This is a genomic window from uncultured Sphingomonas sp., from assembly GCF_937871615.1.
GTDB lineage: Bacteria > Pseudomonadota > Alphaproteobacteria > Sphingomonadales > Sphingomonadaceae > Sphingomonas.
Window position 1 is genome coordinate 1 of record NZ_CALMPA010000030.1, and the last position, 18,684, is coordinate 18,684.

General features: G+C 64.2%; 18 protein-coding genes. 14 read left to right on the forward strand and 4 right to left on the reverse strand.

The genetic code is table 11. The features are described from left to right. Window positions 1-216: 216 nt before the first annotated feature. The 3 genes from Q0316_RS08145 to Q0316_RS08155 are packed head-to-tail and all read right to left on the reverse strand — an operon-like array spanning window position 217 to window position 3,814. Entirely contained in the window at window positions 217-2,154 is a 1,938-nt protein-coding gene (locus Q0316_RS08145) for a DUF3732 domain-containing protein (RefSeq protein ID WP_298671187.1), read from the reverse strand. Next, window positions 2,151-2,648, reverse strand: a complete 498-nt coding sequence (locus tag Q0316_RS08150) for a three component ABC system middle component (protein WP_298671219.1) — start codon at window positions 2,646-2,648, stop codon at window positions 2,151-2,153. The genes Q0316_RS08145 and Q0316_RS08150 overlap by 4 nt, the downstream gene beginning before the upstream one ends. 5 nt (window positions 2,649-2,653) lie before the next feature. Beyond that, a complete protein-coding gene (locus Q0316_RS08155; RefSeq protein ID WP_298671189.1) occupies window positions 2,654-3,814 on the reverse strand; it encodes an ABC-three component system protein in 1,161 nt (386 codons plus the stop codon). A gap of 519 nt (window positions 3,815-4,333) precedes the next feature. Here Q0316_RS08155 and Q0316_RS08160 point away from each other — a divergent pair. The 14 genes from Q0316_RS08160 (at window position 4,334) to Q0316_RS08225 (ending at window position 17,536) form a co-directional block, all read left to right on the forward strand. Further along, window positions 4,334-5,185 carry a HEPN domain-containing protein gene (locus Q0316_RS08160; RefSeq protein WP_298671191.1) on the forward strand — a complete coding sequence of 284 codons (852 nt, stop codon included), beginning with the start codon at window positions 4,334-4,336 and terminating at the stop codon, window positions 5,183-5,185. A gap of 116 nt (window positions 5,186-5,301) precedes the next feature. Next, window positions 5,302-7,332, forward strand: a complete 2,031-nt coding sequence (locus tag Q0316_RS08165; protein WP_298671193.1) for a conjugal transfer protein TraG — start codon at window positions 5,302-5,304, stop codon at window positions 7,330-7,332. Next, entirely contained in the window at window positions 7,329-7,733 is a 405-nt protein-coding gene (locus Q0316_RS08170; RefSeq protein WP_298671195.1) for a CopG family transcriptional regulator, read from the forward strand. Before Q0316_RS08165 ends, Q0316_RS08170 begins: the two co-directional genes overlap by 4 nt. Before the next feature lie 44 nt (window positions 7,734-7,777). Next, window positions 7,778-8,731, forward strand: a complete 954-nt coding sequence (gene trbB / locus Q0316_RS08175; RefSeq protein ID WP_298671197.1) for a P-type conjugative transfer ATPase TrbB — start codon at window positions 7,778-7,780, stop codon at window positions 8,729-8,731. A gap of 2 nt (window positions 8,732-8,733) precedes the next feature. After that, window positions 8,734-9,066, forward strand: a complete 333-nt coding sequence (locus Q0316_RS08180; protein WP_298671199.1) for a TrbC/VirB2 family protein — start codon at window positions 8,734-8,736, stop codon at window positions 9,064-9,066. Next, window positions 9,066-9,344, forward strand: coding sequence for a VirB3 family type IV secretion system protein (locus Q0316_RS08185; RefSeq protein ID WP_298671200.1), 279 nt, complete (start codon window positions 9,066-9,068; stop codon window positions 9,342-9,344). Before Q0316_RS08180 ends, Q0316_RS08185 begins: the two co-directional genes overlap by 1 nt. After that, a complete protein-coding gene (gene trbE, locus Q0316_RS08190) occupies window positions 9,338-11,776 on the forward strand; it encodes a conjugal transfer protein TrbE (protein WP_298671202.1) in 2,439 nt (812 codons plus the stop codon). Before Q0316_RS08185 ends, trbE begins: the two co-directional genes overlap by 7 nt. A gap of 23 nt (window positions 11,777-11,799) precedes the next feature. Next, window positions 11,800-12,555, forward strand: coding sequence for a P-type conjugative transfer protein TrbJ (gene trbJ / locus Q0316_RS08195; RefSeq protein ID WP_298671204.1), 756 nt, complete (start codon window positions 11,800-11,802; stop codon window positions 12,553-12,555). A gap of 114 nt (window positions 12,556-12,669) precedes the next feature. Further along, complete coding sequence (gene trbL / locus Q0316_RS08200; RefSeq protein WP_298671206.1) at window positions 12,670-13,977, forward strand: P-type conjugative transfer protein TrbL; 1,308 nt, start codon at window positions 12,670-12,672, stop codon at window positions 13,975-13,977. Between the two features lie 4 nt (window positions 13,978-13,981). Further along, window positions 13,982-14,806: a conjugal transfer protein TrbF gene (gene trbF, locus Q0316_RS08205; RefSeq protein ID WP_298671208.1), complete on the forward strand. Its 825-nt coding sequence runs from the start codon at window positions 13,982-13,984 to the stop codon at window positions 14,804-14,806. Beyond that, the gene (trbG, locus tag Q0316_RS08210; protein WP_298671210.1) at window positions 14,803-15,690 is read left to right on the forward strand and encodes a P-type conjugative transfer protein TrbG; all 888 of its coding nucleotides are present in this window, start codon (window positions 14,803-14,805) and stop codon (window positions 15,688-15,690) included. The genes trbF and trbG overlap by 4 nt, the downstream gene beginning before the upstream one ends. Then, on the forward strand, window positions 15,687-16,922 hold the full coding sequence (locus Q0316_RS08215) for a TrbI/VirB10 family protein (RefSeq protein ID WP_298671212.1): 1,236 nt from the start codon (window positions 15,687-15,689) through the stop codon (window positions 16,920-16,922). Before trbG ends, Q0316_RS08215 begins: the two co-directional genes overlap by 4 nt. Further along, entirely contained in the window at window positions 16,922-17,140 is a 219-nt protein-coding gene (locus Q0316_RS08220; protein ID WP_298671213.1) for a DUF2274 domain-containing protein, read from the forward strand. Before Q0316_RS08215 ends, Q0316_RS08220 begins: the two co-directional genes overlap by 1 nt. Window positions 17,141-17,287: 147 nt before the next feature. Next, window positions 17,288-17,536 carry an AlpA family transcriptional regulator gene (locus Q0316_RS08225; RefSeq protein ID WP_298671215.1) on the forward strand — a complete coding sequence of 83 codons (249 nt, stop codon included), beginning with the start codon at window positions 17,288-17,290 and terminating at the stop codon, window positions 17,534-17,536. On the opposite strand, the gene Q0316_RS08230 is transcribed toward Q0316_RS08225, so the two are convergent. Continuing rightward, window positions 17,490-18,683 (reverse strand): integrase arm-type DNA-binding domain-containing protein, encoded by a 1,194-nt coding sequence (locus tag Q0316_RS08230; protein WP_298671217.1) that lies wholly within the window; start codon window positions 18,681-18,683, stop codon window positions 17,490-17,492. The genes Q0316_RS08225 and Q0316_RS08230 overlap by 47 nt on opposite strands. Window position 18,684: the final 1 nt, after the last annotated feature.

The following is an 18,684-nucleotide window of genomic DNA, read 5'->3' on the forward strand; positions in this document are numbered from 1 at the left end:
CAGATCAGCCGCTCGCGCAAGCCGCTTAAACCGCGGCCCTCTCACCACGCTTACTCCCGCCAAACGAATGCGCCAACTACATCCGAAACTCTGGATACGCTTCCACCTAAGTGAAATCGATCCTAGGCTTGGCTTAGCGCCCGCGTAGATGTTCGGGCCGATTCAGGGCGGCAGGGAGGTGAGCCGGACGCGCATTCACCTCGCGCGTCTGCGCGCTCACCGCCCGCGCGTGTCCCATTCCGGCGGCACAAGAAAGCGGTTGCGGCGCCACTCTTCGACTATCGAAGCCTCGAACCATTCGTCGGCGAGATGAGCGTGGTCGAGTACGATCAGCTGCAGACCTTCGATCTCCTGGCATGCGCGGTGCATCAGCTCGAAAAGCGCCTGTACGGCGTGGCGGTCCTTGTCGTCGAGTGGGTCGAGACTGCCTTCCTGATCGCGCTCAGCCGGATAATGGGCCTGGCTCGGCTGATCGAAGATCAGCGTCGCCGGAACCGGGCGATTGCGCTTCCGGAACCACCAATGGAGCGCGAGATAGGTCAGCACATGATAGCCGACCCAGTTCTCGCCGCTGCCCATTCGGTTGAGTGGGATCGGCCCGTCGAGCGTATCGGCAACCACCGTGAGTTTCTTCACGTCGAGCCTTAGCTCGCTGCCGCTGTGCTCCAGATCCAAGGACTCGGCGAAAGCCGACATCTGCTTGCTGATGAGATTGAGATAGGTGTCGAGGCGCTGCGACACATCATCCGCATTCACTGCAGCCTCGAGCGTTTCGACGCGGCGCTTGGCAGTCTCGATCATCGGCGAGAGATCGGGTTCGCTGTCGCTGGGCCGCACCGCATCGAGAAAGGCGCCGATCCGCCCGACGACCCGAGCCTGATCAACTAGCAGGTCCTGCTGCGCCTTGGCTCTCGCATCATCCGCGATCAAACGGGCGAGGCTGTTTTGCGCCTCAACCAGTTCGCGCTCGAGCTTGCCCTTCCGCTGCTCCAATTCTTCGATGTGGCGCTGGAGATGAGGTTGCTCAACCTCGACGGCCGCAAGCTGCTCGCTCACCAAGCGGAGCGCATCCACGACCTGGTTGTTAGCTGGTGTAGGGACTGAGAGCTCGCTTTCGCACAGCGGACACTGGTGGCCGTCCGCCTCGACCTTGAACAAGCCGATCGAGCTGAGCCGCGCGCGCTGCTCATGGCCTTCACGCGAATAAGCGCTCTGTTCCGACAGCATCAGGCGTGAAGCCCGCGCCTCGTCGTTCACGCGTTCGAGCGCTGACCTCAGCGTGGCCTGCTCACCGCGCAGGCGGTTGATGGAATCGCCGAAATCAGGGAGGGCGGTGGTCGATGCTAGGTCGGTGCGTGCGGCGCGGTCCAGGACTTCCAGCGCAATGTCGATCTCGACAGGCTCATACTCCGGGACGATCAAACCGACACGCTTGCCGTCGGTCACCAGCCGGCGAATGCGGCTGATATCGACATTGCGTGCTTCGGTCTGTCGCTGAGCGCGTTGCTCGAGTTCGCGCAGCGCTTCGCGCGCAAGATCGAGTTCATGCTGCCGTAGGAAATGCTGTTCGTCGACCGCGCCCACGAAATAGGGAAGCGTGTCCTTGATCGCCTGTGGGATGAACTGGTCGCCCTGCCGGTGGAATAGCCGGTCGCGATTGTCGATCTCATCCTGTTTCTGGAAACACAGAAACAGCGCGTGGCGGATGGTTGCCTGCAGCGGGTGCCGGGTGCCACTCACGGGCCGATGCTCGTTCTCCGAGATGCCCACAAAGCGTGACAGGAGCGAGATCAGCTCGCCCTCGACCATGTTGCGCGCGAGATCGTCAAAGGCGGGCGCCGCGTCGAAGCTCCCGCGCCGCACGTAGATGTCGCCGCCGGTATCCGTACCTGGACCCGGATTCTTGCGCGCGACGAACAGTTCGTCGTCGCCATTCAGCACGCGGACTGCGAACCAGGCGACGCTTCGCCGGATCACACCTTCGGCGACATTGCAGCTGCTACGTCCGAGACAATAGTCGACGATATCGATGATTGCGGATTTGCCGGTCTTTGAATCGCCGGTAATGACGTTGAGGCAGCCGGTCTTGAACGCGAGCTCGCGTTGTTCGCCAGTGTGGGAATAGAGAATGATCGCACCGATGCTCATACTCATGGTTTGATCCCCCAGGCCGCCATGATCGTCGAAGCAGTGCCCGCCTTGGCGAGCCACCGGCCGAGGAGGCGGGTCGCGGCGACGCAATCCCGCGCGTCGTCGGTCAAAGTCTCCTCGAACTTTCGCGCAACCGATAGCGCGCGATCCCCCAGCAAGACCCCGCCATCTTCGGCGAAGGCGAGCGCCGATCGGTCGATCGCGAAGCGCAAAGCTTCCTGCACGACCGGACGGAGCGACCGCGCGCGCTCCGCGAAGCCGACGAGTACTTCGGGATTACGCTCCCGCCATGAATAGAGGGACGTCACCGTCGATCCGGGCAGCGCGCGTCTGGTCTTGCCGTGCAGGGCGATCGGCAAGGCGCAGTACAGCAACGCATAAGGCGCGGGTTGGCCCTTCGCTTTCTGAAACTCCTTCACGAACTCATGCAGCAGCGCGGCGCAAAAGGCCGGATTGAACAGATGCGCTTCCTCGCGCGGGCGCGCATCCCAGAGCATGAGGCTCACGCTGCCTCACCCTTCGCTGGCGTACCGAACATCGTGCTGTGATCAGGGTGCCAACCGACCGTCACGCCATCAGAAAGGATCTGGTAGGAGCCGGTGCACAGCCATTGCTCATGGCGATTGCGGAACGGTGCCTGGGCTCGGCTCGCCCAGTGGAACAGGTCGCGTCCGAACGTCTTCTTTTCGTCGTCGCTGATTGGTTTGCCGCTGCTTTCGCGGGCCAGACGCTCGCGCTTCCAGCGCTCGACGAGATCGGCATCGTAGCGCGCTGCCTCACCGTCGAGCAGCGCATTTTCCCGTGCCCAGGTCGATCGTTGCGCCGTCGCGCGATAGAAATCGAGCTTGGCGAGCTCGATCGACTCTTCTGCGACATCGACGCACCGCATTTGACGAACGAATGTCCTCCCGTCGGACTCGGGAAGGTCGTCGGCCGAAACCGCCAGCGCTTCGGAGCTGATCAGCAGCTCGTTGTTGCGAAACGCTTTGGCGATCTCGTCGATCTTCGCGCGAAGCGCCAGAAGCGAAATAGCTGGCGAAGCGACATCGGCGAGACAGGCAACAACTTGCGAGAACCACCAGCCTTCGAGATGGTCGACGAGGTCTGCGACTTTCCCATCCGGTGCCGAGAAAAATAGCTGCTCCTCGATCTCGCTGCGCGCATTGGTGATGCTCGGCGCCTGGTCATGGATATGAATAGCCGCAAGGAGGTTCTCCTGATCGCGATCCGACAGCGCGAGAAAAGCCTTGCGGCCGGCCGCGGTTTCCCCGCTGATCGATGTCGTTGCGGCGGCCTTCAGCAGCGCGAGCGCGTCCTTCTCCGCGTCAATGGATGGCCTGGTCGCGCGTAGCAGTTCCGCAGCAGAGCCCACCGGTGCCTGCGCGGTCGTGATGATGCCGAAGCGTCGCTCGAACGGCGCTTGGGGATCGGCAGCGACTGCCTCGCTCCAAATGCGCAGCGTCTTCCACAGGTCGACACTCATGTCGGCCAGGCTGGCGGGGTTCACATGATGTTTGAGCTGCAGCAGCTCGGTTGCGGTGCCGTTCTGCTCGAAAGCCACATCGTCGAACCGCTCGATCGACACCGACAGGCTAGGCTGCGATCTCGTCTCGACGATCGCAAGAAGCAGCGCCTCTCGGCACTGGTACAGGTAGCCGAGCATCGACCCGGTGGCGTTATAGTTCGAAGCGATAATGCTCCCCCGTCGCGTGGCGAAGCGATGCCCCCGCTCCACAAGCATAGATGCGGTAGGCTAAGTCTCCCGCTGATTGTTGTAAAGTATCAGGCGCCGCGGACTTCGAGCGACGAGACGGTCGGCATGATCGCAGACTGCTTGCGCAGCGAGGTTGCCGCGGGGACCATGCCCAGAATCCTTCGGAAGAGTCGGCTGCTCGACGGCAGCTTTTGCCGATTTGCCGCCGAAAGCGGTTAGGCAGCTGCCGGCCCAGGCGTTGCCGTTCCTCGACCGCCCTGCGTAGCCCCCGGGAACGTCCGGTCTAGCCGAAATACGACCTTTGCGATCGTGCGCCCAGGAACGACGGCTTCGTTGTCAAACGATTGCGCGCGCAACCTTCACTTGCCATCCGGCGTCCGCTCGCCGAAGATTCCGTTGATGAAGAAGGACGTGGATCATCTGCCGGCGGTGCAGCAGGGGGAGTTGGAGCGCGTCCAGCACGTCCTCATGGAGGAATTCGCCGAGGCGATCGCCAACGCGACGACGCCGAGCCGTAAGAACGGCAAGATCCTTAAGGTAATCCTCTTCGGATCGTACGCACGTGACGACTGGGTCGATGAGCCGGAGAATGGCTATCAGTCAGATTTCGATCTGCTGGTGATCGTCAACCACGACGACCTCACCGACATCGCGCATTACTGGTATGTCGCTGAAGACCGTATTCTGCGCGATGGCGATATCGCGCGGCCGGTTAACATCATCGTCCATTCGCTCGACGAGGTGAACCAGGCGCTCAAACGCGGTGAATATTTCTGGGTCGATATCGCGCGCGAGGGCATCGTCCTCTACGAGCTGCCGTGCCATGCGCTCGCAACGCCGATGCCGCTTACCCAGGTCGACGCCCATCTGATGGCGCAGACATATTTTGAGGAATGGTTGCCAAGCATTGATCGTGCTCTGATCACTGCCGAGGGACAGGTTGAGAAAGGCGGGGAGGATCTTGGCTGGCGCAAGGATGCGGCGTTTTCGCTCCATCAGGCCACCGAGCGTGCCTATATTTGCTTTCTGCTCGTCCGGACGCTCTATTTCCCGCGCTCGCACAACATCAAGTTTTTGCGTTCTCTCGCCGAGGACAGCGAAGCGCGACTGATCGAAGCGTGGCCCCGCGATAGCCGCATCGATCGGCGCCGCTTCCAGTTGCTCAAGCGCGCCTATGTCGAGGCGCGCTATTCGACGGCGTATGAGATCGGCGTCGAAGAATTGACGGGAATCCTGGTATCGGTCCGCCGCCTGCGTGACATCGTGGAGCAGGTGGGCCGCGAGCGGATCGCGGCGCTACGCGAGGCGGCAGGATTCTAGCGGTTCGGCCGCCGATAGCCGCAACCGGCCCACCAGCGCCCCTCGGCACTATGTAGTTTTCGGGCTCATTCGGTGAGTCTTCGACCGTCGGAATTTCACCCGGCGGGAGCTTGTTCGTGACCCCTACCAAGCTGCTGATCGGCCAGATCCTGGTTGTCTTTGCGATCGTAATCGCAGGTATGTGGGCCGCGACGCAATGGGCGGCGGCGATGCTCGCCAATCAACCCGAACTCGGGCGGCCATGGCTGATCATCGGTCACCTCCCGATTTATCGGCCCTGGGCATTGTTTTCATGGTGGTACCATTATGACGCCTATGCCCCGCAGGTCTTTGACAAGGCAGGCATGCTTGCCGGTGCCTCCGGCTTCCTGGGCTGCGGCGCAGCGGTGTTCGGATCGCTGTGGCGCGCGCGTCAGCGCCGCAATGTCACCACCTATGGATCGGCACGCTGGGCCAAGCCCCAAGAAATCGAGCGGGCAGGGTTGCACGGTGCTCGCGGCGTCCTGCTCGGCCGGATCGGTGGACAATATCTGCGTCATGACGGGCCTGAGCATATCATGTCCTTCGCGCCGACCCGGTCGGGCAAGGGCGTGGGCCTCGTCGTGCCGACGCTTCTTTCGTGGACCGGATCGACCGTCGTGCACGACATCAAGGGCGAGAACTGGACGCTGACCGCCGGCTGGCGCGCGCGTTTCTCGCACTGCCTGCTGTTCGATCCGACCGACGCGCGCTCGGCGCGCTACAACCCGTTGCTCGAAGTCCGCCGCGGCGCCGACGAGGTGCGCGACGTCCAAAACATAGCCGATATCCTGGTCGACCCGGAAGGCGCGCTCGAACGCCGTAATCACTGGGAGAAGACCAGCCATTCGTTGCTGGTCGGGGCGATCCTTCACATCCTCTATGCCGAGGACGAAAAGACGCTCGCCCGGGTCGCGACCTTCTTGTCCGATCCGCAGCGCAGTTTCGTCGCGACGCTGCGGCGAATGATGTCGACCAATCATCTCGGCACCCAGGACGCGCCGCGCGTCCACCCCGTCGTCGCGTCGGCGGCGCGAGAACTGCTCAACAAGAGCGAGAACGAACGCTCGGGCGTGCTGTCGACCGCGATGTCGTTCCTCGGGCTCTACCGCGATCCGACCGTGGCGGAGGTCACCTCGCGTTGCGACTGGCGGATCGCCGATCTGATCGATGGTAATCGTCCGGTCTCGCTCTATCTGGTCATTCCGCCATCGGATATCAGCCGCACCAAGCCGCTGGTCCGGCTGATCCTCAACCAGATCGGACGCCGACTGACCGAGCGGCTCGACAGGCCCGCTGCCACGGTGCGCCAGCACCAGCTGCTGATGATGCTCGATGAGTTCCCGGCACTCGGCCGCCTCGACTTCTTCGAGACCAGTCTCGCCTTCATGGCAGGTTACGGTATCCGCGCCTTCCTGATTGCGCAGAGCCTCAATCAGATCGAGAAGGCATATGGCGAGCACAATTCAATCCTCGACAATTGCCATGTCCGGGTCGCCTTCGCGACCAACGACGAACGGACCGCGAAACGCATCTCCGACGCGCTGGGCACCGCGACCGAGCAGCGCGCGATGCGCAACTATGCCGGGCATCGGCTCGCGCCCTGGCTCGCTCATGTCATGGTCAGCCGGCAGGAGACCGCCCGCGCGCTGCTGACCCCGGGCGAGGTCATGCAGCTGCCGTCGACCGACGAACTGGTGTTGGTCTCCGGGCTCGCGCCAATCCGCGCCCGGAAGTTGCGCTATTTCGAGGATCGCAACTTTCGCGACCGCGTCTGCCCGGCACCGGTGCTCGCTTGCGGCATCTATGCCGATCGGCCGGCGCCGCGCTCCAACGACTGGGGGAGTTTCGCCCGGTTGCCAGATGCCCGGCTCGTGCGCGCGGATGGTCCAAGCGGCGTCGACGATGGCGGCGGCATGCAGCAGCAACGCCACCCAGGCCTGGCCGAGGAACCGGCGGATCGGCCGACCGAGATCGATCCGGCGATCCAGATCGATCGGGAAGATGATGATACGGTCGTCGCCGACCAGCGCGCCATGGATCAGGCCCGCGCACTTTCTCCGGTCGCGCGTGGTTACGGCGTCAATGCGGGCGCACATGACGACCTTATTCCCGGTCTCGGATCATGAAGGTCCGGCAGAACCTCTACATCGACCGCGAGTTGAGCGACGCGCTCGAAGCGCTCGCCTCCGGCCCCGCCGCGAACAAATCGCGGCTGGTCAACGACGCGGTCGCGAGCTGGCTCGCCCGGCGGGGCACCAAGGAAGTCGACGATCTGCCGAAGGTCCGGCTCGATCGCATGTCGCGCGAGATCGCGCTGGTTCGGCGCGACATTGACGTGGTTCTCGAGAGCCTGGCTTTGTTCGTACGTTACCAGCTGCTGGTAACCGCACCGCTACCGGACGCCGATAGCGAGGCGCTCGCCGTCGGTCTCGACCGATTCGAGAAGTTCGTCCGCCAGGTCGGCCGCCAGCTCGCGACGGGCAAGCGGACGCTTGGGCCTGCCGACCTGCCGGACAAAAGGTCGTGAGCGGGGTTGGAGGCGATACCGTGTCGGAAGCGCGGCGCCGGGCGATGCTGCGTACCGCGATGGGGCCGACCATTGCGGCCGCGCTTGCCGATCCCCTGGTGACCGAGGTGATGATCAACCCGGACGGCGCGCTGCGGCTCGACCGGCTGGGGGAGGGGCGTAGCGACACCGGTGTGCGCTTCGATCCGGCTCAGGTCGAACGCATTATCCGCCTCGTTGCGAGCCACGCGCGCGCCGAGGTGCATGCGGCGTCGCCGATCGTCTCGGCGGAGCTGCCGCCGCACGGGCAGGGGGCAGGGGAGCGGTTTGAAGGCGTGCTGCCACCCGTCGCGCTGGCGCCCTGTTTTTCGATCCGCAAGCCGGCGACCCGGCTCTATGCATTGATGGATTACGTGGCCGACGGGATCATGTCGGCCGATGTCGCTCGGCTGCTGTCGCTCGCCGTGGTCAATCGTCGAAATATTCTCGTCGCCGGCGGTACAAGTTCGGGCAAGACAACGCTCGTCAATGCCTTGCTCGCGGAGATGGCCCATCTCGACGAACGGGTCATCCTGATCGAGGATACGCGCGAACTGCAATCGCCGGCGCGCGACACGGTGGCACTGCGCACCCGCGCTGGCAGCGTGACCATGGCCGACCTGGTCCGCTCGACGCTGCGGCTGCGGCCGGACCGCATCATTGTCGGCGAGGTGCGTGGGGCCGAGGCGCTCGACATGCTCAAGGCCTGGAATACCGGTCACCCCGGCGGAATCGCGACGGTCCATGCCAATAGCGCGACGTCAGCGCTGCTGCGGGTCGAGCAGCTGATCCAGGAAGCGGTCGTCACCGTGCCGCGTCGACTGATCGCGGAGGCCGTCGACATGGTCGTGTTCATCGCCGGCCGCGGCGCCGGACGCCACGTCGACACCGTCGCGCGAGTCGCCGGCCTCGATCCGGACGGCGGCTACGCCGTCATCGACCTGTCCCCAGACCATTCCTGCACGCTCCAAGGAGATTGATCATGCGCCGCTTGTTCATGTTCCGCCCCTCTCACCTGGCGTCCGCCGTTATCGCGTTCGGCGTGGCAATGGCCGTCGCCGGCCCAGCGTTCGCCAGCGGTTCCGGTATGCCCTGGGAGCAGCCACTTCAACAGGTCCTCGAATCGGTGCAGGGGCCAGTCGCCAAGATCATCGCCGTCATGGTGATCATCACCACCGGCCTGACGTTGGCATTCGGCGAGACCGCCGGCGGCTTTCGTCGCCTGATCCAGATCGTCTTTGGGCTGTCGATCGCGTTCGCGGCGTCCTCGTTTTTCCTGAGCTTCTTCAGCTTCGGCGGCGGGGCGTTGGTCTGATGTCGGTCGCGTCCGGTACCCAGCATATCGACGGGTTCGAGGCACCGATCCACGGGAGCCTCGGACAAGCTATCCTTCTCGGCAGCGCGCCGCGCGGGGTGGCGATCGTCAACGGCACGATCGCGGCTGCGGTCGGCCTCGGCCTCCAACAATGGTTGATCGGGCTGGTCCTGTGGGCGGTCGGTCACAGCGTGGCCGTTTTCGCGGCGCGCCGCGACCCCGACTTCGCGTCCGTCCTGCTCCGCCATCTCCGCCAGAGGAGCTATCTCGCATGCTAGCGCTGCGCGAATATCGCCGTCGTGCCGACCGGCTTGCCGACCATGTGCCCTGGGCCGCGCTCGTCGCCCCAGGCGTGGTCCTCAACAAGGACGGCAGTTTCCAGCGGACACTGGCCTTTCGTGGGCCAGATCTCGAAAGCGCGACCGAAGCCGAACTGGTCGGCGCCTGCGCCCGCGCCAACAATGTACTCAAGCGCTTCGGGTCGGGCTGGGCGCTGTTTTTCGAGGCCGAGCGGCGCGAGGCGCTGGGCTATCCGTCGAGCGAATTCCCCGACCCCGCGTCATGGCTGGTCGACGAGGAGCGCCGCGCCGGCTTCGAGGCCGAGCGCGCGCATTACGAAAGCCGCTATCATCTGACGCTCGCGTGGCTGCCGCCTGCCGATACCAGCGACGCGGCGGGACGATCGCTGGTCGAGCGAGAACAGGAGGGCGGAGAGCGGGACTGGCGGTCGGCGCTGGCGAGCTTCGTCGCCGAGACCGGCCGCGTGCTCGACCTCTTCTCAGGGTTCATGCCGGAGGTGCGCGCGCTGACGTCGGCCGAGACGCTGACGTATCTCCACGCCTGTATCTCGACCAGCCGGCAATCTGTCGCCGTGCCTGACACCCCGATGTATCTCGATGGAATACTTGCCGATATGTCGCTTGTCGGTGGCCTCGAGCCCAGGCTCGGCGATCACCACCTGCGCACCATCACGATTCTCGGCTTTCCCAATCTCAGCAGGCCCGGCATCCTCGATGCGCTCAACGAAGCGGATTTCGGCTATCGTTGGGTCACGCGTTTCATCCCGCTCGACAAGAGTGACGCGACCCGGGCGCTGACGAAGATCCGCCGCCAATGGTTCAACAAGCGCAAGTCGATCACTGCGCTGCTGCGCGAGGTCATGTACAATCAGCCGGTACAGCTGCTCGACAGCGATGCCGATAATAAGGTCATGGACGCCGATCAGGCGCTTCAGACGCTGGGTGCCGATTATGTCTCATTTGGTTATCTGACCGCGACGATCACCGTTGCGGATAGCGATCGTGCCCGCGCCGACGACAAGGTCCGCGCGGTCGAGCGGATCGTCAACGGCTTGGGTTTCACCTGCGTGCGCGAGAGCATCAATGCGGTCGAGGCGTGGCTGTCGTCGCTGCCCGGTCAGATGTACGCCAATGTGCGGCAACCGCTCGTTCATACGCTCAACCTCGCGCATCTGATGCCGTTGTCGTCGGTATGGGCCGGGCCGTCGGCAAACCGCCACCTAGCCGGACCGCCTTTGCTCCACGCGCAAACAGGCGGCTCGACGCCATTCCGCCTGTCGACCCATGTCGGGGACGTCGGCCACATGCTGGTAGTCGGACCGACCGGCGCGGGTAAATCGGTGCTCCTCGGCCTGATCGCGCTGCAGTTCCGACGCTATGCCCGCGCCCAGCTGATTATCTTCGACATGGGTTTTTCCGCGCGTGCCGGGGTGTTGGCGATGGGCGGCAGCCATCATTCGCTCGGCCCGCAGCCCGAACATGGCGGTGATGGCGGGCTGAGTTTTCAGCCGCTGCGCCATATCGACGACGATGACGAACGCGGCTGGGCGGCTGATTGGGTCGCCGCATTGCTGGTGCATGAGAAGGTGCTAGTCACCCCTGAGATCAAGGACGCGATCTGGTCCGCGCTTTCCAACCTGGCGACCGCGCCGGTCGAAGAGCGGACGCTTACCGGGCTCGGCATGTTGCTCCAGTCCAACATGCTGCGAACCGCGCTCGCCCCCTATATGCTCGACGGCGCTTATGGCGGTTTGCTCGACGCGGCGGACGAGCGCTTCACTCACGCCAGCGTTCAATGCTTCGAGACCGAGGCGCTGATGCTGCGCAAGGGCATCGTCGCGCCGGTGCTCACCTATCTGTTTCATCGCATCGAGCACCGCTTCGACGGCCGGCCGACCCTGCTCATCCTCGACGAAGCGTGGAGCCTGCTCGACGATCCGCTATTCGCGGCGCGTGTTCGGGAATGGCTGAAGACGCTGCGCAAGAAGAACGTCTCGGTCGTCTTCGCCACCCAGTCGCTCGCCGATATTACCGAGAGTAGCATCGCGCCCGCGATTATCGAAAGCTGCCCGCAGCGCATCCTGCTACCCAATGACCGCGCGATCGAGCCCCAGTCCCGCGCCGCTTATGAACGGTTTGGGCTGAACGATCGCCAGATCGAACTGGTCGCCCGCGCAACGCCCAAACGACATTATTATCTGCAATCCGCGCGCGGCAATCGGCTGTTCGAGCTCGGGCTCGGGCCCGTCGCCCTGGCGCTGTGCGGCGGCTCCGATCCTGAAACCCAAGAGCGCATCGACGCCTTGCTGGTCGAACACGGCCCTGCGGCATTCGCCGAGCACTTCCTCTCCTCCTCCGGCCTCGACTGGGCAGCGGCCCTGCTCGGCGAGTTCGGCGCGCACGCTCGCTGACCCCAACCGAAAGGAGCTTTCTCATGTTCAAGCGAAACCGGCCTCGTCCAATCTCCAAATATCTCGTTGCAACAGCACTCGCGCTTGGCGCGGCCGGCTCGCTCGGCATGGCGCTGCACGCATCCCCCGCATCGGCGCAGTTCACGGTGTTCGATCCGACCAACTATTCGCAGAACCTGTTGACCGCCGCACGGACGCTCCAACAGATCAACAACCAGATCCAGTCGCTGCAGAACGAGGCGACGATGCTGATCAATCAGGCGAAGAACCTGACCCGGATCGATTTCCCCGAGCTCCAGGCGTTGACCCAGACGATCCGGCAGATCGACCGACTGATGGAGCAGGCCCAGGGCATCGGCTATCGCATCGGCAACGTCGACACCGAATTCCGCCGACTGTTTCCGCAGAGCTTCAACCAGGCGCTGAGCACAAACGCGCGGGTGGTGGACGCGAAGACGCGGCTCGACGCGTCGATGGCTGCGTACAACCAGACGATGCAGGTCCAGGCGCAGGTCGTCGGCACGGTCGACGCCGACAGTGCCGTCCTTGCCTCGGTGGTGGCGAAAAGCCAGGGCGCGGAAGGAGCGCTGCAGGCGCAACAGGCCACCAACCAGCTCCTCGCGCTCGCGGCCAAGCAGCAATTCCAGATCCAGAACATGATGGCGGCCCAGTATCGCGCCGACGCACTGGAGGCGGCGCGGCGCGTCCAGGCAGAGACCGATGCGCGCGGCGCGACTGCAAAGTTTCTCGGCGACGGCACGGCCTACCACCCTCGATAGGGGCATCCCGCGCACGAGAGTGACGGCGGATAGTCGGATGCTGTCCGCCGTCACAGTCGCGCGAGTGCACGCGCGCACCGCGAGGCTTCCTCATCTCGACAGGACGACTACCTCATGGACGATCTCAGCGTCATCGACCGCTTCATGCAGGCGTTTACCAGCTACATCGACAGCGGATTCGGCCTGCTGGGCGGCGACGTCCATTTCCTGTCAGCCACGCTGATCGGCATCGATGTGACCCTCGCTGGCCTGTTCTGGGCATTGGGCGGCGAGCAGGACGTGATCGGCCGATTTATCAAGAAGATCCTTTATGTCGGCGCATTTGCTTTCATTCTGAACAGCTTTTCGACGCTGGCCGACATCATCTTTCGATCCTTTGCCGCGGCCGGGTTGACGGCTGGTGGCGGTACGCTGGCCGCCGACGATCTCCTGAAGCCCGGCACGCTCGCCAGTACCGGCTTCTCGGCCGCCTGGCCGCTGCTCCAGCAGATGTCGCAGCTGCTCGGTTTCACGACCTTCTTCGACAATTTCGTGACGATCGCGGTGCTGCTGTTCGCCTGGGTAATCGTCATCCTCGCCTTCTTCGTGCTGGCAATCCAGCTGTTCGTGACGATCATCGAATTCAAGCTCACGACCCTAGCCGGATTCGTGCTCGTGCCGTTCGCCTTGTGGAATCGGACCAGTTTTCTTGCCGAACGTGTTCTCGGCAACGTTGTTAGCTCGGGCATCAAGGTCATGGTGCTCGCGGTCATCGTCGGGATCGGGTCGACATTCTTCACCGAGTTCGTCGGCAGCCTGCAGGGGCAGGAGCCCGACATCGTCAAGGCGCTCAGCCTCACGCTTGCCGCGCTGACCCTGTTGGGTCTCGGTATCTTCGGCCCCGGCATCGCCTCGGGGCTGGTTTCGGGCGCTCCCCAGTTGGGTGCAGGTGCCGCAGTTGGAACCGCGGTTGGCTCGGCCGGTGTCGTCGCGCTTGGCGGCGCGACCGTCGCCGGTGCGGCCGGTGCGATTGGTGGTGGCGCATTCTCCGCCGTCCGCGCCGGCACTGCGATGGGGTCGGCTGCGTCAACGGCTTACAAGATGGGCCAGGAAGGCGCCGGCTCGACCAGCGTCGGCGCCGGTCTTGGCGGGGTTGCGCGCGCTACCGGTAACGCACTGCGCGCGCGGGCGAACAATACGCTGGGCATTAGCGAGGCCGCGGCCTCTGGCCGTCAGGCGGCGTTCGCTGCACTTACCAGCCGGGCGCGTCCATCCGCGACCGCGTCGACCACGACTGGCGAGCAGGAGCAGCCGGCTTGGGCGCGCTCGCTCAAGCAGCAGCAAGACGCCCGGCATCACCGGCAGATCGTTGCCCACACGCTACGCGAGGGTGATCGCGGCGGTGCGTCTGCCACGCCGGACATCAAGGAAAAGGAGGATTAAGCGCATGTTCTTCAAGCGAAGTGTCCAGCGCTATGGCCGGACCCCCGAACCCGAAACGCCCTATCAGCGCGCCGGCCAGCTCTGGGACGAGCGTATCGGCTCCGCGCGCGTCCAGGCGCGCAACTGGCGATTGATGGCCTTTGGCGGCCTGATGCTGACGACGGCCATGTCGGCCGCGCTGATCTGGCAATCGGCGCAGAGCCGGATCACGCCATATGTCGTCGAGGTCGATCGCCTTGGCGAAGCGCGCGCGGTGACCGCTGCAGAAGCCGGCTTTCGTCCAACCGACCCGCAGATCGCCTGGCATTTGTCGACATTCATCGAGCATGTCCGCGGAGTCTCGCTCGATCCCGTGCTGATGAGGCGCGACTGGCTGTCGGCCTATGATTTTGTCACGCAACGCGGCGCGATCGCTTTGGGCGACTATGCCCGTGCGGCACAGCCATTCGACCGAGTCGGCGAAAAGACGGTTTCGATCCAGATTTCGAGCGTTGTCCGCGCGTCCGACCAGTCGTTCCAGGTAAAATGGACCGAGACGGCGTTCGACCGGGGCGCCCAGTCGGGCGTATCGCACTGGACGGGCATTCTGACCGTCAAGCTGCGGCCGCCATCCTCGACCGACGTGCTGCGCAAGAATCCTCTCGGCGTCTATGTCGATGCCATTGATTGGAGCCGCGAACTCGACCCGCCGGCCGCGCCGACGTCGTCTGTAGCTGCGACTGCGGCTCCGCAGCCTGACCCAGCGTTGCCCTCGCTCCCGCTCGGCCCGCCGCTGGACCCCAACCTGCGCGCCGTTCCCACAAACCCTAACCAGGAGAACCTGCAATGACCCGTCAGCACTCTCTGCCGCGATTGCTTGCGATATCGGTGGTCATGACGGGGGTCTCGCTGGCTTCCGCCGCGAACGCGCAGGAGCGTCCCGTTGGCCGGACCGACACCCCGATGGCCGCCGTCGCAGCTGCCAATCGTGTCGGGACGGCTGAGCCAAATCTGTCGGCCTTCATCAATGCAAGCGCCGTGATGCCTTTCGTCGAGGGCACGATTTACCAGGTCCATACCGCGCCCGGGCGCGTGACCGATATCGTGTTGCAACCCGGCGAAGTGCTGGGCGCCGTCGCCAGCGGTGATACAGCGCGCTGGGTGATCGGCGACACTGTCAGCGGCAGCGGTGCAGACAAGCGCGCGCATGTTCTAGTGAAGCCGTTCGCGGCGGGGCTTTCGACCAATCTGGTGATCACCACCGATCGCCGGACATATCACCTCGCCTTGTCGAGCAGCACCGGTGCGGCGATGTCGGCACTCTCCTGGACCTATCCGCAGGACGCGCTGATTGCGTTCAAACGTGCGCAGGAAGCAAGCACGGCCGCCGCGCCCGTCGCTGCAGGACTCGACGTCGATCAGCTTCACTTCAACTATGTCCTGTCGGGAGATCGACCGGCATGGCGGCCGCTGCGCGCGTTCGACGATGGACGGCAGACGTTTATCGAATTCGCCGCGAGCCTGGCGGTCGGCGAAGCACCACCGCTCTTCCTGGTGGGTGCAAAGGGCGAAGCCCAGCTCGTCAATTACCGGCTTCGTGGTCGCTATTATGTGGTCGACCGGATTTTCGACGTAGCCGAGCTTCGGCTTGGCACCAAACATCAGGAGATCGTCCACATTACTCGTATCGATGAGGCCAGTATACGTGGTCGCGCGAAGGGGAAGTCGTCATGAGCGACCCGCAGGTTCGACCGCCCGAGCAACCGGAGCCGCCGCCACCGCTCAAGGTTGACCCGGAAACCCTGGTACTGCGCGCGAAGCCGGCTCGTGCGATCCGCTTCAAGCGCGGGGTCATCGTGTCGCTGGCGGGGATCGCGGCGGCCGGTGTCGGGGGAACCGCATGGTTCGCGTTGGAGCGGCCAGCACCCCGTCTGCTCAGCAACGACGATGACCGGCCAGTCACGAGCAGAGCGCCAGTCGATACGCTGAGCGCGTTGCCGACCAGCTACGCCGCCGTGCCGAAACTTGGCCCGCCGTTGCCCGGGGACCTTGGGCGCCCGATTCTCGATCGGCAGCGCCAACTCACCGGCACACCGTCACCCGTTGCCCGAGCAACTGCAGGGCAGTCGGCGGAGGACGCGCGGCAGCGGGAGATCGTAGAATTGCGGGCGGCTCGACAATCCGGGCTGTTGGTACAGACTGCGGATCGATCGAGCGGCATGCGCTCGGCGTCGGCGGATGCCGCACCGACCGTTTCTGCAGCCGCGATGGCTGCGGACGCTGCCAAGGTTGCGATCGACCCCGGTCGCGATCCCAATGGCCAACAACGGAAGCTCGATTTTGTCGGCACCAGCGGCAAGGGAGGCGAAATCAACCCATATTCGGTCGCGCCGCCGCCATCACCCTACACATTGTCGGCGGGCAGCGTCATCGCTGCTAGTCTGATCACGGGTCTGCGTTCGGACCTGCCCGGTCTGGTGACGGCACAGGTTACCGAACGCGTCTTCGACAGTGCGACAGGAAGTGACCTGCTCATTCCCCAAGGCGCGCGATTGATCGGATCCTATGATAGTGTCGTCGCCTTCGGTCAGCGCCGTGCCCTGGTCGTATGGCGACGGATTGTCTTTCCCGACGGCAGCTCGATTCGGCTGGAGAAAGCGCCTGTCGCCGATCCATCCGGCTATGCTGGGCTGGCCGACAAGGTCGATTTCCATTCCTGGGCGCTATTGAAAGGCGTGGTGCTGTCGACCTTGCTCGGCGTCGGCGCCGAACTCCAATTCAGTGGCGAGAGCGATCTCGTCCAGGCCTTGCGCCAATCGACCCAGCAGAGCGTATCCCGCGCGGGCGACCAGCTTACCGCGCGCAACCTGCAGGTGCAGCCGACAATTATAATACGCCCCGGTGCTCCGGTCCGGCTGATCGTCCATCAGGACATCGTTTTGAAACCATGGCGGGAAAATAGGTGATGGTGGATCTACGGCTTCCCAAGCTGCCTGACCGCACGCCAGTGAAGGTCAACATTCAGGTGTCGCCACAGCTGTTCGCCGATCTCGTTCAATATGCCGCACTCTACAAAGAAGTTTACGGTCAGGAAGAGGCGGTGGTTGATCTGATTCCGTCGATGCTGGGCGCTTTTCTCGACAGTGATCGAGGGTTCACCAAGGCTCGGGCTGGCGGCAGGTGACACCGATGACAGTGCCGGAGAGGTGGTGTTCTGCACCGATCGCCGTCGACGAAATTATCCTCTTGTCGGACGGGGGCACTCCCCGAGGCCTGAAAGTCGGTCGTTGGGGAGTGCACCAGACGACTGCATGGCAGAAAAGGCAGCGATGTGACGACCGATGATCGCCTCATCCGTCTGCCGGAAGTCCTCCTGCGCACTGGTCTGTCGCGCACGACGATCTGGCGGCGGGCAGGGCGGGGCACTTTTCCTGCCGCCATTCGCATCGGTGAGAACGCGGCTGCCTGGTACGAGAGCGAACTGCTTGCGTGGATGGCGGATCCGATGGGTTGGCGCGCGACTGACTGTAAGATCAACCAGCGCGCTTGTAGCCGTCCAATAGTGCCGCCGCTGGGCTAAGGCCCTGCATTGTCAGGTCGGCCCATTCCCGGGCGAGCCTCCACCGCGCGGGCATATATTTTGCGCGGTTGTAAGCGAACTCTGCCGCCGAGATGCCGCGCGGGCGGTGGGACAGCATCGCGTCGATGATCGGTTGTAACTCGTCGCGTCGTCCGGCTGCCGCCGCGCGCTCGTTCATGATCGTCGAGAATGATGTGCGCCAGCCGTGCGGAACGTGCCGATCCTTGTACCCGCATTGGTTGTAGCGATAGCCGATCGTGTTGTTGCTCATCGGCTGGTGCGTCGATCGGTTGCTGTGGAACAGATAGGGAAACCGCCCCGTCAGCCTGTGCAGCGTGCGAAGCACTTCCACGGCCTGCGCGGGCAGTGGCGAGACATGCTCGAATGCGTCTTCGCCCTTCTCCCCAAGCTCCAGCTTCATGCGCGCGGCGCTCACCCGCCATACTGGCTCGGGGACATCGCTCGCTCCGCTGGGATCATCCCACGCGATGCCTTCGAACTCCTCCCATCGGGCGGTTGGCACCAGGCCAGGGCGAACAAACGTCAGGGCGAGCAGACGGGAGGCCAGCTTGGTCATCGGGCCGCCGGTGCTGGCGTCGATCGTCGCGTGTAATTTTCTGATTTCGGCCAGATCGTTGAGGCCGGGCTGACTACCGCCGATCGGCGTCGGCAAAAGCGCCTTGAGGAGGAACCTGCCTGCCGGGTCTGCCAGGCAAAGCCCCTCCGCGATCCCATAGGCGAAAACGGCGGAAACGTGCTGGCGAATACGCTTGGCGGTGTCGATCGCGCCCCGTGCCTCGACCGTGCGGAGCATTGAGACGACGGTGGGGGCATCGATATCTATCAGCGGGAGACGACCGAAGGCGGGATAAACGTCACGCTCCATCGCCTGGCGGACCTTGGTGGCCTGGACGACTGACCAGCGGCCGAGCTGAGCTTGATGCCAACGCTTCGCCACGGTCTCGAACGTGTTGCCGGCGGCGGCTAGCGCCGCGATCTTGCGCTTCTGTCGTTCTATCGCCGGGTCTTTGTCATCGCGCAGCAGCCGCCGCGCGGCGTCGCGCTCTTCGCGTGCCTCGGCCAGCGACACCTCCGGATAGGGGCCGATCACCAGCCGCTTTTCCTTGCCGCCGAACCGGTATTTCATC